We start from the raw sequence: 15647 nt of genomic DNA, 5'->3' as shown, positions 1-15647 counted from the left end.
GTATTTTTTCTAACTTGTTCTTCTCTTTAGTAAAACGCATGCAGAGAAACAGGTTTATTTCATCCGCATGCGGTTATGTACAGCTTGGCTTAAGGTATGGCTGTCTACATATTCCAGTTCACCACCTTGTGGTACACCTTGGGCAATCCGGGTAATCTGAATCGGTAAATGCTTGCTGGCTTCCATGAGGTAGTGCGCAGTCGCCTGTCCTTCTACAGTTGCATTCGTAGCCAGAATCACTTCACGAATCTGACCTCTGTTTAAACGCTCGAGTAGATATGGAATCCCAATTTCTTCAGGCCCAATTCCATCTAGTGGTGACAAATGTCCACCCAATACATGGTATTTACCACGAAAACTGCCACTCTGCTCAATAGCCATCACATCCGCTGGTGATTCCACCACACAAAGCAGCTCATCATCACGTTCAGTTGAGGTGCAGATATTACAGACTTCATCTTCAGTGAGTGAATGACAGATTGAACATTCATGAATATGGTTGGTCGCTTCAGTCAATGCATGTGCCAGACCAATCGCACCTTCACGGTTTTTCATGATCAGATGCAATGCCATACGCTGAGCCGATTTCGGCCCAACGCTTGGCAAGATGCGTAATGCTTGAACCAGTTGATCAAAACGATCACTAAACATTGCGCAAATTTCCTTAGAACAGGCCAGCCAGACCTGGAGGTAAGCCCATGCCCTGGTTTGCAGACTTCATACGTTCTTCTGAAATTGCTTCAGCTTGGCGTGCCGCATCATTCATTGCAGCCGCGATCAGATCTTCAATCATATCCGGATCATCCTGTAGAAGTTCTGGATCGATCTGAATGCGTTTTACCACATTACGTGCAGTCATCGTTACTTTTACCAGACCACCACCCGCTTCAGCATGAACCTCTACCAGCGCAAGCTCTTCTTTGGCTTTTTTCAGGTTGGTTTCTACTTCCTTTTGCATGCGCTGAGCTTGCTGCATCAACATGTTAATGTTCATAAAAATCTCCGAACATAAATTTATAAAAATTAGATTAGATCTAAACCGCGTGTAATGTCACGGATAATATCATCAATATCTTCCAAACCAACAGAAACACGAATTAAACCTTCACGAATACCTGCGGCTTCTTTTGCTTCAGGTGAAAGTTTGCCATGCGTTGTCGTTGCCGGGTGAGTAATCGTTGATTTCGCATCACCCAAATTACCCGTGATGGAAATAAACTGAGTATTGTCGATGACTTTCCAGGCACCTTCACGACCACCTTTCACTTCAAATGATACGATACCACCGAAGCCGGTTTGCTGCTTTGCCGCCAGTTCATGACCTACATGCTCAGGCAGACCTGCGTAGTACACTTTTTCTACTTTTGGATGTGCATTTAAGTATTCAGCGAGTTTCTGTGCACTTGCGGAGTGTTCACGCATACGCAGACGTAAGGTTTCCAGACCCTTTAGGAACACCCAGGCATTGAACGGACTCATAGATGGGCCTGTGGTACGCACATAACCGAAAATTTCTTCAAGCAATTTGTGATTACCGACAACTGCACCACCCAATGCACGACCTTGCCCATCCAGGTACTTCGTAGCTGAATATACAACGAGGTCAGCACCAAATTTGATTGGTTGTTGTAATACAGGTGTACAGAAGCTGTTATCAATTGCCAGTAATGCATCATGAGCATGTGCAAGATCTGAAAGCGCCTGAATATCAGCCACTTCAGCCAGTGGGTTTGACGGAGATTCTACAAAGAATAGTTTCGTTTCGGGCTTGATTGCATTTTTCCAGGCATCGACATCGGTCAAGTCCACAAAATCAACTGCCACACCGAACTTGCCTACATACTTTTCAAACAGAGAAACCGTAGAACCAAATACTGCACGTGAACAGATCACATGGTCACCTGCTTTCAGGAAGGCCATTGCCACTGCCATAATCGCAGCCATACCCGAACTGGTCGCTACGGCGCGCTCAGCACCTTCAAGCGCAGCCAGACGTTTTTCAAACATTGCGACCGTAGGATTGGTAAAGCGTGAGTAAATATTGCCAGGTTCCTGACCTGAGAATTTTGCTGCCGCTTCGGCCGCATTTTCATAGACGAAAGAAGATGTCAGGAAGATCGGTTCTCCGTGCTCACCCTCAAAGCTACGTGTATGACCTGTACGGATGGCTAAAGTATCTAATTGATAATCGTCTTGTTGGCTCATCGCTCTAATTCAGCCCTGGCGGACTGCCTGTTGTAAAAAATTGCCAACATTTTGAGCGCCTATGCTATTTCAGGTCAAGGCATAATAAGCAATTATTGCCTAGACTTCGATCACTCCCTACCGCACACGGACAATTTATCTTTATGATTCAGTTAAAACAAAATCTGCAACGTCAACAGAAAAAACTCAAGCACCTGCGTGCGCGGTTTTTCAACAGCTCCTCACTGGTGCTGTCTCAAAAAAACCCGTTTGAGTACATCAAGGAAACTGAATTATATAAAGTCCGGCATTATCCAGCACCTGAAAGAAAGTTTAAGGAACCTTTGGTATTTGTTGCGCCGCTGGCGATTAACATGGGTATTTATGATCTGTATCCCTACCGTTCATTAGTAAAGCATTTCCAGCATAGCGGTTTTGAAGTATACCTGGTGGAATGGAACCGTTTCAGCTTCAAACACAAAGAGCTGAATTTTCTGTCCTTTATCGATCAATCCATTCCAGATGCCATAGAGCATATTTGCGAACATGCAGACAGTCCCTATATTTCCCTGCATGGCTGGAGTATGGCAGGTGTCTTTGTCACCCTATATACTGCGCTACACTCTCCAGAGCATGTGAAAAACCTGATGGTAATGGGCAGTCCAATTGACAGCTATGCCTCTGGCCGCATCGGTAAACTGTTTGAAACCACCAATAAACTGATTTCACAAAATCCAGCCCTGCGAAATACCGTACATAAGGGATTAATCCCCAAACACTATATTCATACGCCAGGTATTTTGAATGCCTTAGGCTTTAAACTGCTGGATCCTGTGGGTTGGTTTAAAAGTCAGAAACAGTTTTTGCTGAATCTGGAAAAACCCGACTATGTCTATGAACACGCCACCATGGGTCATTTCCTGAATAAAATGATCGATTACCCGGGTGGAGTCAATCAGGATATGGTGCTGCACCTGTGGTTACAGAATCCTCTTAAAGATGGTTCGATTAATCTGCATGGCAATAAGATTGATTTAAAAAATATTTCCTGCTCACTCATGGTCGGTGCTGGTTTGACGGATCAGATTGTTACCCGAGAAGCTGCAGAACCACTCACCCAGCTGACCAGCAGCAAAGATATTACTTTTACCATGATTCCAGGTGGGCACCTTGGTTTAATGTCAAATCAAAAGACAGCCAACACTTTTTGGCCTAAACTAACCACCTGGCTTGAGCAGCGTTCTACTCGACTAGCGCAATAATTCGAGAGATGCCCTCAAGCTTATAATTTTTAATTAAAAGATTTTGAGGGTTATCATGATTCAATCAGTTGCATTTCTTGGCTTGGGTGCTATGGGCTATCGCATGGCTGCGCATTTACCAAAGCATTTTGATACGGTCTATGTCTGGAACCGTACTGCTACCAAGGCAGAGCAGCATGCAACTGAATATGGTACACAGGCAGCAAGTCTGGAACAGGCCATCCAGGCAGATATAATCTTCTCTTGCTTACCCACCAGTGCTGATGTTGAAGCTTTAGTCCAAGGTCTGGAATTAAAAGCAGGCAGTATCTGGGTCGACTGCACCAGTGGTGTACCTGATGCAGCTCGTCGTCTGGAAGAAACTTTAGCAGATCAAGGCGTGATTTTTCTGGATGCACCCGTCAGCGGTCAGACGATCGGTGCTGAAAATGGCACTTTAACTGTTATGATTGGTGGTAGTGCAGCAGGTTTTGAACAAGCCCTTCCCGCGATTCAGGCTTTCGGCAAGCTGATCAAGCATGTTGGTGAATCTGGCGCGGGCTTTGCAGTGAAAGCAGTCAATAATATGTTAATGGCTGTAAACCTGTGTGCAGTTGCAGAAGGCTTTATGACGCTGAAAGCGCATGGTGTAAGTTTGAATGAAGCACTGGAATGTATTAATGCATCAAGCGGTAAAAGTAACGTAACTGAGACCGTGATGCCGCAGCGTATTATGAACCGCAGTTTCCCGCTTACCTTTGCATTACCGTTACTTGCCAAAGATACAGGGATTGCGGTAGATCTGGTTCGTGATGCCAAGCTGTCTGCACCATTGCTATCGCTTACCCAGAACCTGATTCAGGCAGCTAACCTTCAGGCAGAAGAAAATAGTGACTTTTCTGCTGCAATAAAAATGTATGAATCATGGAGTAAAATTACTATTGAGTAATATATCGCCATTGAATCGTGAGAACAAAACCCAATATTGTGTTTAGGTATAGACACATGATTCAACACCAGAGGAAACCCGCATGAAAAAATTGACTGTTGCGACAGTGATGAGTTTTGCAGCATTGCTAGGGGCTTCAACTTCAGTTTTAGCTTCTGAACAAGAATGCAAAAAACTGAAAAATGATCATGATGTGATTTATGCTTCCAAGGGCTTCTGTTTTAAAGATCCAGATGCCAAAGCAAAGTATGGTAATGACAATTGCTACACAACCAAGCCAAAATTTTCAGAAAAAGAGCAACAACGTCTTGACGCGATCAAAGATCGTCAGAAAGAATTGAACTGTAAATAATTTAATTCAATGACGCTCAAGGAATGCCCTCATGACTTACGATGATCAAAATATCTTTGCACGAATTCTGCGCGGTGAACTGCCTGCAATCAAGGTGTATGAAGACGACCAAGTTCTTGCATTTATGGACATCATGCCTCAGGCAGACGGTCATACTTTGGTCATTCCTAAATCGCCTGCGGTGACGCTACTTGATCTGGATCCTGAAGTGGCTGCATATACCATTCAGATCGTACAAAAGGTTGCCAAAGCCATCGAAAAAGGCCTAGGTGTAGAGGGTATCGTGCTGATGCAATTATCAGGTACCGCAGCGGGTCAGACCGTACCCCATGTACATTTCCATCTGGTTCCTACCTCTTTGCACAATCTGGGCAAACATGCCTTGGTCATGGGTGATCAGGAGAAAATCAAGGCGCTAGCTGAGAAAATCAAAGCAGCGTTATAATGCTAGATTAAACCGATATAGAAATGGAGCTTTGGCTCCATTTTTTTTATCACCCAAAAATGAAAAATATTAATCTTGATGAAAGCCGATAAACAAAACAATTTAATATATTGATAAATAATAAATTTCTTAAAATAAAACATATACTATTCATATTTTTACATAACGAAACATTTAATATATTTGAAATATTTCCTTAATCTTATTGTCTTATTTGTAATCGATACTTAGCACCAATACAGGACGGTAGCAAAATTTAACAAAGCTACCACAACATCCTTGTTAGGACCAAAACAAGTCTTATTGGAGCTACACATGAAAAAAACTCTTTGCGCATTGGCAGTTGGGGCAACAATTTTAACACCAGTAATGGCAGCTGCTGCTGACGTTAAAGTATATGGTCGTGCACACGTTTCTCTGGATTATCTGGATGACGGCAAGGACTATAATGAGGTGGCTTTATCCTCAAACTCATCACGCTTAGGCTTTAAAGTCGATCACAAGATTAATGAAGATCTGACTGCATTCGCTCAGATCGAACAGCAAATCAACTTTTCTAGCGGATCGGATGATAGTGAGGATTCTATAAACTTCTCTACCCGAGATACTTATGTCGGAGTCAAAGGTAACTTTGGTCAAGTTAAAGTGGGCCGTTTTGACAGCCCATTTAAAGCGGCACGTGGTTCGGCAAACTTCTTTGGTGACCAGGTCGGCGACTTGCGTAATATCACTCGTGCTTACAATCACCGCTTCGATGAACGTAACCCGAATACAATTGAGTATAAAACACCAAAATTTGGTGGTGGTTTCACTGCAACAGCAGCCTTATCGTTACATGACGGCACGATGATCAGCAATGATACGACTGAGGATAGTAATGAAAAATCTCAAGCATATGACCTAGGTTTAAATTATAACGCGGGTAATTGGGATGTCGCGGCTGCTTATGAGCACTATGCAGAAGATGTGAGCCGCGGTGAACGAGATGGTATTCGTTTAGCAGCAGCTTATAAATTAACGCCTGAACTGAATGTGGGCGCACTTTACCAGTTTACTGCACTGGATGATGGCAGTGGCACCAATGCGGATGCTAATGTTTTCGGTGTAGGCGCGGAATATAAACTAACAGATAAAAATACATTACGCGGTCACGTTTTCCACCGTGATATTGATACAGCTGATGCTAACTCAACCTTACTTGCATTGGGCTTAGAGCATCGCCTAGATAAACAGTTCCGCGTTTATGGCAACCTGGCAGCCATGCTGAATGATGACGCTGCTAACCTGACACCTTGGTCACAAGCACGTAGTAATAAAGCAGGTTCATCCCAAGGTGTAAATGCAGCAGGTGAAACTGCAATGGGCTTGTCTGTAGGTATGCGTTACGACTTCTAAGCTCTACTCTCCTCCAAAAGCTTAAAAAGAACATGCTGCATGTATGTTCTTTTTTTTGCCTGCTTTTTCTCAATAATAAGAATCCACCTCACCTTTAGATTCCACGAAATACCCTTCTCGTTTTAATCCCTAAAATTTTAATCTATTCTCATTTTCAATAAAAATATAATAAACCAAGTAAAATAATCAAGATTTAAAATATTATTTTTTTCTTAATCCAACCATTTTAATAGGATATTAATTTTTAAATATAAGTAAAAAAGTCGGATTTAAAAATAATTATGTTTACACAAAATAATCACAAATATTTTGATTATTCTTTAAAAAACTATAATTTTAATTATTTAATATTCAAATAGTTATAAATATATGTTTATTTAAACTGTTTAGTCTATTTATTTTTTATCATATTAGATTAATAATAAATTAACACGTTATAAAGACAGGCTTATTTACATGAGCTTAGTTCCAGAAAATCTAAATCAAAAAGTTGTAAGAGAGATCACTTTGATTTTAATCATCAAGGTCATTCTACTACTGACAATCAAACATATTTGGTTTGATGCGCCTACGATTCCCAAAAATTTTGACTCTCAAGTTGCCGAGCGTATTGCCGGCAGTCCTTCCCAAATCAAGGAGACACGTTGATGATTGCTGAAAGCGTGGTCGATCTTTCGCGGTTCCAGTTTGCTATGACTGCGATGTATCATTTTATTTTCGTTCCGTTGACCTTAGGCCTGGCCTTTATCCTGGCCATTATGGAAACCACTTATGTGATTTCCGGTAAGGAAATTTATCGGGACATGACCAAATTCTGGGGGAAACTCTTCGGGATTAACTTTGCACTCGGGGTAACTACCGGTCTGACCATGGAATTCCAGTTTGGTACCAACTGGGCCTACTATTCGCACTATGTAGGTGACATCTTTGGTGCACCACTAGCGATTGAAGGCTTAATGGCTTTCTTCCTGGAATCTACTTTCATTGGCCTGTTCTTCTTTGGATGGGATCGTCTGTCTAAGGTTCAGCATCTCTGTGTAACCTGGTTAGTGGCACTCGGCTCCAACATGTCTGCATTGTGGATTCTGGTTGCCAATGGCTGGATGCAAAACCCGGTGGGTTCTAAATTCAACTATGAAACCATGCGTATGGAACTGGTTGATTTTGGTGCACTGATCTTTAACCCGGTCGCTCAAGTAAAATTTGTTCACACTGTTTCTGCAGGTTATGTAACAGGTGCGATTTTCGTTCTGGCAATCTCAAGCTTCTATCTGCTAAAAAAACGTGACTTGCCTTTTGCCCGCCGTTCTTTCGCTATTGCTGCAGTTTTTGGTCTGGCCTCTACACTTTCAGTGATTTTACTAGGTGATGAATCTGGCTACGAAATTGGTGATGTACAAAAGACTAAACTGGCTGCGATTGAAGCAGAATGGGAAACAGAACCAGCCCCAGCTGCATTCACTTTGTTTGGTTTCCCAAATCAGGAAACCATGCGTACAGATTATGCAGTCAAAATTCCTTATGTCATGGGGATCATTGCAACCCGTTCAATAGATACTCCAGTGATAGGGATCAAGGACCTGCTGGTTGAACATGAAGGTCGTATCCGCAACGGTATGCTGGCATACGAACAGCTTGAAAAATTACGTGCAGGCGATCAATCTCCTGAAGTAAAAGCAGCATTTGAAAATACCCAAAAAGATCTTGGTTATGGTCTGCTTCTGAAAAAATACACTCCAAATGTCGTCGATGCTTCTGACGAACACATCAAAGCTGCTGCCAAAGACACTATTCCACATGTACCAAGTCTGTTCTGGGCATTCCGTGCCATGGTAGGTTCTGGCTTCCTGATGTTGCTGCTGTTCGTATTAGCGACTTTTGCTGTAGCGAAACGCAATGCTGAAAACAAACCTTGGTTATTAAAATTTGCCCTGTTTGCTTTACCACTGCCTTGGATTGCTGCACAAACTGGCTGGTATGTGGCTGAAGTAGGTCGTCAACCCTGGACCATTGGTGAAGTATTACCTACCCACCTGTCTGCATCTACTTTAAGCACAGGCGATGTTATGGGTTCAATCCTGGCACTGGCAGCGTTCTACACAGTATTACTGATCATTGAAATGTACCTGATGATCAAGTTCGCTCGCCTGGGACCAAGCTCATTACATACTGGCAAATACCATTTCGAAAAACCTAATTCTCAAGTAACTGCCGAGCAAGAAGACGCAGCTGCAGCTCTTCCAGAAGGTGCAACTGGCGAGGTGAAATCATGATTGAATATGAACTGCTCAAAATTATCTGGTGGGTATTGGTTGGCGTTTTGCTGATTGGCTTTGCACTGACTGATGGCTTCGATATGGGCTCAATGGCGATCATGCCATTTGTAGGTAAAAATGATCAGGAACGTCGTGCGGCAATCAATACAATTGCCCCACACTGGGATGGTAACCAAGTCTGGTTCATCACTGCAGGTGGTGCCCTGTTTGCAGCATGGCCAATGGTCTATGCTACTGCTTTCTCTGGCATGTACTGGGCGCTACTCTTAGTACTATTTGCATTGTTCCTGCGACCTGTCGGCTTTGACTACCGCTCCAAGTTGGAAAATACCAAATGGCGTAATTCCTGGGACTGGGGCCTAGCTGTTGGCGGTGCGGTTCCTGCATTAGTCTTCGGTGTCGCTTTCGGCAACATGTTCCTGGGCGTACCATTCACTCTAGATGAAACTGTTCGTTCAACTTATTCCGGCAGTTTCTTCGCTCTTCTGAATCCGTTTGCTTTAGTGTGCGGTATTGTAAGCTTGTCTATGTTGTGCGCACACGGTGGCGCTTGGTTAATGCTGCGTACTGATGGTGCATTACGTGAACGTTCTGCTCAAGCAACCAAAATTATGGGACTGGTTTATCTGGTGACTTTCCTTGCTGCTGGCGCATGGTTATATTTCGGCGGTATTCAAGGTTATACACTGGTGACTCCATATGACACCAATGGTGTTGCAAATCCACTGGCTAAAGAAGTACTGATCAATAGCAACCCTGGCTGGATGAATAACTATACAACTTATCCAATTACCATGATTGCGCCAATTATGGGTATCCTTGGCGGTATTATTGTCGTGCTGGCTGCATCTAAAGCCAAAGCAGGCCTGAGCTTCCTAGGTTCATCTATGGCGGTGATCGGTGCAATCCTGACTGCCGGTTTTGCCCTGTTCCCATTCTTAATGCCATCTAGCATTAACCCTGTTGCCAGCTTGACCATGTGGGATGCAGTATCCAGTAAAAATACCTTGACGGTAATGACTGTCGCTGCATGTATCTTTGTTCCAATTATCCTGCTTTACACCACTTGGTGTTACTACAAGATGTGGGGCGTAATCACCAACAAACACATTCAAGAGAATTCACACAGCCTGTACTAAGACTGTGTCCTAAGGAGACGAAATTATGTGGTATTTTGCATGGATTCTAGGGGTACTTATGGCGTGTTTTGCCAGTGTGATTGCTGCAATTTACATGGAACAGCACCAAGACCTGGATGAGGAATAAATCATGACTGAAGCTGCGCTAGAGAAACCCGTTATAGACAAGAAACCCAACAAATTTGCGATGGTGATTTCCTGCCTGCTGGCATTTCCACTCGCAGCGGTGTTACTGGTACATCCAGCTGCGATGCTGGATGACAATGGTGCATATAGTCATCGAGCCATGATGTTTATTATGATTGGTATTTCTGGAGGCTTTGTTCATGGTGTAGGCTTTATGCCACGCCACTGGTTCTGGAAATGGCTCTTTAGTCCATTTTTAGCATGGCCTTTAATGATCTGGGGCTATTACACCTGGTTCATCGCCTGAGCATTCAAACAAAATTTAAGCTCTTTTCGGAGAGCTTAAATTTGATAAATACAAGATCTTTACTCTCATATTTTTAAAAAGAACAATGATATTTTTATCAATTTTGGCCTAAACTATCTTCTAAATTTATCCTGAACAAGAGTAATGAACTCAAACAAAGCGACATTGATTGGTCTTACGGCAGTTTTCTTATGGAGTCTCATTGTTGCTCTCATCAAAGAAGTCAGTCATTACTTTGGACCGATCGGGGGAGCTGCGTTAATCTATTCATGCGCCTCGATTATTCTATTGTTCTCATTTGGCTGGACACATCTGAAAGAATTCCCCCTTAAATATCTGATTTGGGGAAGCCTGCTTTTTGTGGCTTATGAAATTTGTCTTGCCCTGTCTATAGGTTATTCAAGCAATAACAGACAAGCCATAGAAATCGGAATGGTGAATTATCTGTGGCCGACAGCCACGATTCTATTTTCAATTATTTTTAACAGGCAAAAAGCCAATTTTCTTATCTTTCCCGGGATATGTTTATCTGTGGCAGGGATCTGTCTGGTGCTTGGTGGTGAAGCTGGATTTAGCTTTAAAACAATGCTGTCCAATATACAGGCCAATCCACTGAGTTATGGACTGGCTTTAACCGGTGTCTTTCTATGGGCTGCCTATTGTACCCTGACTGCTCGTGCTGCCAATGGTAAAAATGGTATTACCTTATTCTTTATTTGGGTGTCGATTGTACTATGGACCCAATGGATTTTCTCTGCTGAGCCCATACCGAATTTCGAATTGAATTCCAGCATTTATCTGGTATTAGCTGCTTTTGCAATGGGCATTGGCTATGGGGCATGGAATATCGGAATTATGCATGGAAATGTGACTGTATTGGCAACAGCTTCATACTTTATCCCGGTTTTTTCTTCTGTGGTTTCAGCATTGATTTTGAGCACACAATTAACCTTCAGCTTCTGGAAAGGTGCATTGATGGTGTGTTTTGGTTCACTGCTTTGCTGGATGGCGACTAAAGCAAAATCATAGACCCGACAAAACCAACCAATGCAAAGTCTAACTTTTAATCAAATAAAAATGCCATTTTTAAAGCGTCTTTAGAGCCTTTGTGAACCGTATAGGTAGAATTCACCCCCTACCGTTTTAGGCACCCCGTTTCATAAGTAGTACCCAAATCAATGAAGGACTGATTAAAGCTTGTATCCAATGAACGAATAAATTGCAGTTCATTCTTGGCTCCAGCCAGATGCAGATTTTGTTCGGAAAACTGCTTAAGCTGTTTTAGACCTCTAGAATATTCACATGCTTTAGCAAGCATAATTGTTGGATGCTCGCGACGATCCACCGACACATTGAGTGCAGCCTGTTTTAACTCTAATGCATCATAATGCTGCTTAACTTGAGATTTAAATTCCGCTGAACTCAATGGCTTTGCCGATACAGTTGCTGACAATCCCATAAGTCCAATCACCAACTTTAACTTCTTCATCTCGACCCCAATATGTAAATATAGTTATTTATCTAAGTTATTGAATATTTATAACATCAAATCTCAAGCAATAAAAAAGCCAGAATAGATCTGGCTTTTTCTTTTCTTCTATTATTTAGCGATGGGTATGAATTGACATCACAATACCCATCCCTGCCAACATGGAAATCACAGCTGTACCCCCATAACTCATCAATGGCAAAGGGTCACCCGTTACAGGTAAAATCCCACTGACCATGCCTGAGTTTAAAAACACGAAGAAAAAGAAAGTCAGTCCGATCGCACCGGCATACAAACGGCCAAAGTTATGAAAGCTATTCATGCCAATAATCAGACAGCGAATAATAATGGCCGTAAACAGGCTGCATAGCAGAAACACCCCGATAAAGCCAAATTCTTCTGCATAAGTCGACATAATAAAGTCGGTATGATGTTCAGGCAGATAACCTAGATGAGACTGCGTACCTTGTGAGTAACCTTTTCCCATAATCCCGCCCGAACCGATGGCAATTTTGGACTGGATAATGTTCCAGCCTGCACCGAGTGCATCCGATTCAGGATCAAATAGCGTCAGGACACGTTTTTTCTGATATTCCTGTAACAAGAACATCCACATTAATGGTGCGACCACAGCTAATGCTGCCATTGCACCGCCAATCAAGCGCCAGGACATACCACTCAGAAATAAAACAAAGATCCCCGGAATCACCAGACCGATATTCAAGTCAGGCTGCAATGCCACAAGCACAAATGGAATACCTAGTAAAATCAAGGCACCAACAATATGCATAAACTTCGGTGGAAATGGTTTGCGGGCAAAGTACCAAGCCATCATCAGTGGCATGGCAAATTTCATCACTTCACTCGGCTGCATACTTCCCACGCCCGGCAAAGTAATCCAGCGTGTTGCTCCGAGTCGTCTTTCACCAATCACAAAGACCAGCAGCAGCATAAAAATCCCGAAGGCATAAAAATACGGGCTTGCGGCTTGATACACTTTTGGCGGAACCTGCGCACAGATAAACATCACCACAAAACCGACACCAAAACTGATCGCCTGACGGATCACCATGCCTGAGTTTTCAGAGGTCGCACTATAAACTACCATCAACCCCAAGGCAGCATTCAGTAACAGGAAGCATAGCAACCACGGGTCCAGATGTAGCTTGGCCCATCTTGAGGAATCGTGTTTTATACTCAATCCATCACGTGCGGATTGTCGTAAAAAACGATACTGCTGTGAAGGTATCATTGTGACAAAAGGTTCAAAACTAACAATGGCGAAATTATAAGTGAAAGCAGCGGAGAATTGATCGCCAGTGCTCTATTTATTATGTATTTCTTCAAATAAATTTAGGCTTGTGCTGCCAGAATCAGACGAGCCAGTTCCAGGTCATCCGGATAGGTAATTTTGAGATTATCAGATCGCCCCTGTACCACACGTACGGTTTCACCTACATGCTCAAGTGCACTGGCTTCATCGGTAATATTGGCACCATCTTGTAATGCCTGCTCAATGGCATGTTTTAACCGGCCCAGTTTGGCCATTTGTGGGGTTTGTGCCTGCCAGAGAGTCGAACGGTCTACTGTAGTTTCGATATCCTGACCTTGTACGACGCGCTTTAAGGTATCGCGGACTGGAATTGCCAAAATGGCAGCTTGATCAGTTTCAGTCGCCGTATTGACCAGATCAATCAATGCATTTTGACTGACACATGGACGTGCCGCGTCATGTACCAATACCCAATCTTCTGCTGAAGTGATTTCAGTTAGGTAAGCTAAGGCATTGAGGACAGAATTAACCCGCTCTGTACCGCCGGTGCAGAAATGGGCTTTCTCCTGATTGGAAAATGGCAAGGTTATAGCAACATCATCCTGACTACCGATCGCCAGCACATAACCGGTCAGCGGAAGTTGATTCAGACGTGCAACCGTATGTTCAAGAACAGTACGCTCCTGAATCATTTGATATTGCTTTAGTTCTGTTTTAGAGAATCTGCTACCCGAACCTGCAGCTGGAATGATAGCCCATAATTTATGGTGTGCTTGAATTTTCAGCTGACTCATTGGTACGCAGGTCTACTTTAGAATTTTGATCGAGATAAATCGGTTTATATTGGGTACTGATAGTACTCATCTGCACAAAAGTCTCATGCGGCTTAATTAAACCCAGATCCAGACGTGCATGTTCTTCAATGGCTTGATCACCATTTTTCAGATCATAAACTTCAGCTGCCAGCACACGGTTGCGCTCTTTCAGCTCTTCATTCAGTTCTACTTGTTGTTGTATTTTCTGTGTCAGTGCCTGATGGTCTTGATAGCCACCCTCACCAAACCAGTATAAATATTGAAACCCTGCGATCACAAGGATCGCAAGGCCCAACAGTACTTTACTCATCAAAGAGTCGAATACATTTAACATCAACGATAATCGCTTAGTTCAAACCTTTGAATTCAGCTTTACCGCGATATGCAGCATTAGTCAATTCTTCGATACGAAGTAATTGATTATATTTCGCTACACGGTCAGAACGGCAAAGTGAACCAGTCTTGATTTGACCTGCTGCTGTACCTACTGCAAGATCCGCAATAGTTGAATCTTCAGTTTCACCTGAACGGTGAGAAATTACAGTAGAGTAACCGTTTGCTTTTGCAAGGTAGATTGCATCTAAAGTTTCAGTCAAGGTACCGATCTGGTTGTACTTGATTAGAATAGAGTTACCTACTTTCTCGTTGATACCACGTTGCAGAATCTTAGGATTCGTAACGAACAGGTCATCACCAACCAGCTGGATCTTGTCGCCCAAGATCGAAGTCAGATAAGACCAGCCTTCCCAGTCAGATTCATCCAGACCATCTTCAATCGAGATAATCGGGTACTGATTTACCAGACCTGCAAGGTAGTCAGAGAACTGGTTGCTTGTGAATGCTTTATTACCTTCACCTGCAAGAATGTACTGACCATCTTTGTAGAATTCTGAAGACGCACAGTCAAGCGCAAGCATAATGTCAGAACCAGCTTTGTAGCCAGTTTTTTCAATTGCTTCAAGAATAACAGTGATCGCTTCTTCGTTTGAACGTAAGTTCGGAGCAAAACCGCCTTCATCACCAACAGCAGTATTTAAACCCTGTTTTTTAAGTACTGATTTAAGTGAATGGAAGATTTCAGCGCCAGCGCGAAGTGCTTCAGAGAATGAAGTGAAACCTACAGGCTCAATCATGAACTCTTGAATGTCAACGTTGTTGTCCGCATGTGAACCACCATTCAGGATGTTCATCATTGGAACAGGCATTGTCAGAATGCTGTTGTTACGAAGGTCTGCGATATATTGGAAAAGTGGGATTTTCTTTTCTTCAGCCGCAGCACGTGCAGCAGCAAGCGAAACTGCCAGAGTTGCGTTTGCACCTAGTTTTTCTTTGTTTTCAGTACCATCTAAAGCAATCATCGTGTTATCGATGTCTTTTTGTTCAAATACTGATTTACCAACCAAAGCTTCACGGATTAAAGTGTTTACGTTGTTAACCGCAGTTTTAACACCTTTACCCAGGTAACGTGCCTTGTCGCCATCACGAAGTTCTAAAGCTTCACGAGAACCAGTTGAAGCACCAGATGGTGCACATGCACGGCCAACTACGCCAGATGCTAAGATAACGTCTGCTTCGATGGTTGGATTACCACGAGAGTCCAAAATTTCACGTGCACGAATGTCAACGATTTGACTCATGAACTATTCCTCAGTTGAT

General features: G+C 42.9%; 19 protein-coding genes. 11 read left to right on the top strand and 8 right to left on the bottom strand.

The genetic code is table 11. From position 1 onward, the window contains the following. Positions 1–54: 54 nt before the first annotated feature. Genes recR through ACTJIX_RS10975 form a run of 3 tightly spaced genes read right to left on the bottom strand, consistent with a single transcriptional unit; the run spans position 55 to position 2205 of the window. The gene (gene recR / locus ACTJIX_RS10985) at positions 55–651 is read right to left on the bottom strand and encodes a recombination mediator RecR (RefSeq protein ID WP_004815833.1); all 597 of its coding nucleotides are present in this window, start codon (positions 649–651) and stop codon (positions 55–57) included. 13 nt (positions 652–664) lie between these two features. After that, entirely contained in the window at positions 665–994 is a 330-nt protein-coding gene (locus tag ACTJIX_RS10980; RefSeq protein WP_004815831.1) for a YbaB/EbfC family nucleoid-associated protein, read from the bottom strand. Between the two features lie 29 nt (positions 995–1023). Next, entirely contained in the window at positions 1024–2205 is a 1182-nt protein-coding gene (locus ACTJIX_RS10975; protein WP_004815829.1) for an O-succinylhomoserine sulfhydrylase, read from the bottom strand. A 143-nt stretch (positions 2206–2348) separates the two neighbouring features. On the opposite strand from ACTJIX_RS10975, the gene ACTJIX_RS10970 reads away from it, so the two are divergent. From ACTJIX_RS10970 to yddG, 11 genes are all read left to right on the top strand, one after another. Beyond that, a complete protein-coding gene (locus ACTJIX_RS10970) occupies positions 2349–3446 on the top strand; it encodes an alpha/beta fold hydrolase (protein ID WP_004815826.1) in 1098 nt (365 codons plus the stop codon). Between the two features lie 55 nt (positions 3447–3501). Beyond that, positions 3502–4374 (top strand): NAD(P)-dependent oxidoreductase, encoded by an 873-nt coding sequence (locus ACTJIX_RS10965; RefSeq protein ID WP_004815825.1) that lies wholly within the window; start codon positions 3502–3504, stop codon positions 4372–4374. Positions 4375–4483: 109 nt separating this feature from the next. Continuing rightward, positions 4484–4726, top strand: a complete 243-nt coding sequence (locus ACTJIX_RS10960) for a YARHG domain-containing protein (RefSeq protein WP_372510725.1) — start codon at positions 4484–4486, stop codon at positions 4724–4726. Between the two features lie 31 nt (positions 4727–4757). Then, positions 4758–5171, top strand: coding sequence for an HIT family protein (locus ACTJIX_RS10955; protein WP_004815822.1), 414 nt, complete (start codon positions 4758–4760; stop codon positions 5169–5171). A 315-nt stretch (positions 5172–5486) separates the two neighbouring features. Then, positions 5487–6566: a porin gene (locus ACTJIX_RS10950; protein ID WP_004893081.1), complete on the top strand. Its 1080-nt coding sequence runs from the start codon at positions 5487–5489 to the stop codon at positions 6564–6566. A gap of 456 nt (positions 6567–7022) precedes the next feature. After that, positions 7023–7214 carry a cytochrome oxidase putative small subunit CydP gene (cydP, locus tag ACTJIX_RS10945; RefSeq protein ID WP_004893080.1) on the top strand — a complete coding sequence of 64 codons (192 nt, stop codon included), beginning with the start codon at positions 7023–7025 and terminating at the stop codon, positions 7212–7214. Further along, on the top strand, positions 7214–8839 hold the full coding sequence (locus ACTJIX_RS10940; protein ID WP_004815816.1) for a cytochrome ubiquinol oxidase subunit I: 1626 nt from the start codon (positions 7214–7216) through the stop codon (positions 8837–8839). Before cydP ends, ACTJIX_RS10940 begins: the two co-directional genes overlap by 1 nt. Further along, positions 8836–9981, top strand: a complete 1146-nt coding sequence (gene cydB / locus ACTJIX_RS10935) for a cytochrome d ubiquinol oxidase subunit II (protein ID WP_004815815.1) — start codon at positions 8836–8838, stop codon at positions 9979–9981. Before ACTJIX_RS10940 ends, cydB begins: the two co-directional genes overlap by 4 nt. A 25-nt stretch (positions 9982–10006) precedes the next feature. Further along, positions 10007–10108, top strand: a complete 102-nt coding sequence (cydX, locus tag ACTJIX_RS10930; RefSeq protein ID WP_004278713.1) for a cytochrome bd-I oxidase subunit CydX — start codon at positions 10007–10009, stop codon at positions 10106–10108. Positions 10109–10111: 3 nt separating this feature from the next. Next, positions 10112–10414, top strand: a complete 303-nt coding sequence (locus tag ACTJIX_RS10925; protein WP_004815813.1) for a cyd operon YbgE family protein — start codon at positions 10112–10114, stop codon at positions 10412–10414. A gap of 144 nt (positions 10415–10558) precedes the next feature. Then, positions 10559–11443 carry an aromatic amino acid DMT transporter YddG gene (yddG, locus tag ACTJIX_RS10920; protein WP_004815812.1) on the top strand — a complete coding sequence of 295 codons (885 nt, stop codon included), beginning with the start codon at positions 10559–10561 and terminating at the stop codon, positions 11441–11443. 106 nt (positions 11444–11549) lie between these two features. Here yddG and ACTJIX_RS10915 read toward each other — a convergent pair whose 3' ends face one another. The 5 genes from ACTJIX_RS10915 to eno all read right to left on the bottom strand — a co-directional run bounded on the left by ACTJIX_RS10915 (position 11550) and on the right by eno (position 15628). Next, entirely contained in the window at positions 11550–11903 is a 354-nt protein-coding gene (locus ACTJIX_RS10915) for a hypothetical protein (protein ID WP_314296092.1), read from the bottom strand. Between the two features lie 115 nt (positions 11904–12018). Next, positions 12019–13155: a rod shape-determining protein RodA gene (gene rodA, locus ACTJIX_RS10910; RefSeq protein WP_184104819.1), complete on the bottom strand. Its 1137-nt coding sequence runs from the start codon at positions 13153–13155 to the stop codon at positions 12019–12021. Positions 13156–13256: 101 nt separating this feature from the next. Further along, positions 13257–13970 carry a 2-C-methyl-D-erythritol 4-phosphate cytidylyltransferase gene (gene ispD, locus ACTJIX_RS10905; protein ID WP_184104817.1) on the bottom strand — a complete coding sequence of 238 codons (714 nt, stop codon included), beginning with the start codon at positions 13968–13970 and terminating at the stop codon, positions 13257–13259. After that, the gene (locus tag ACTJIX_RS10900) at positions 13939–14325 is read right to left on the bottom strand and encodes a septum formation initiator family protein (protein WP_004815804.1); all 387 of its coding nucleotides are present in this window, start codon (positions 14323–14325) and stop codon (positions 13939–13941) included. Before ACTJIX_RS10900 ends, ispD begins: the two co-directional genes overlap by 32 nt. Positions 14326–14338: 13 nt before the next feature. Beyond that, positions 14339–15628 carry a phosphopyruvate hydratase gene (gene eno, locus ACTJIX_RS10895; RefSeq protein ID WP_004893069.1) on the bottom strand — a complete coding sequence of 430 codons (1290 nt, stop codon included), beginning with the start codon at positions 15626–15628 and terminating at the stop codon, positions 14339–14341. Positions 15629–15647 lie beyond the last annotated feature (19 nt).

Source organism: Acinetobacter sp. 22323 (genome assembly GCF_052044895.1).
GTDB lineage: Bacteria > Pseudomonadota > Gammaproteobacteria > Pseudomonadales > Moraxellaceae > Acinetobacter > Acinetobacter schindleri.
Note: the sequence above shows the minus strand (reverse complement) of the source record. Positions and strands in the feature narration are given on the sequence as shown.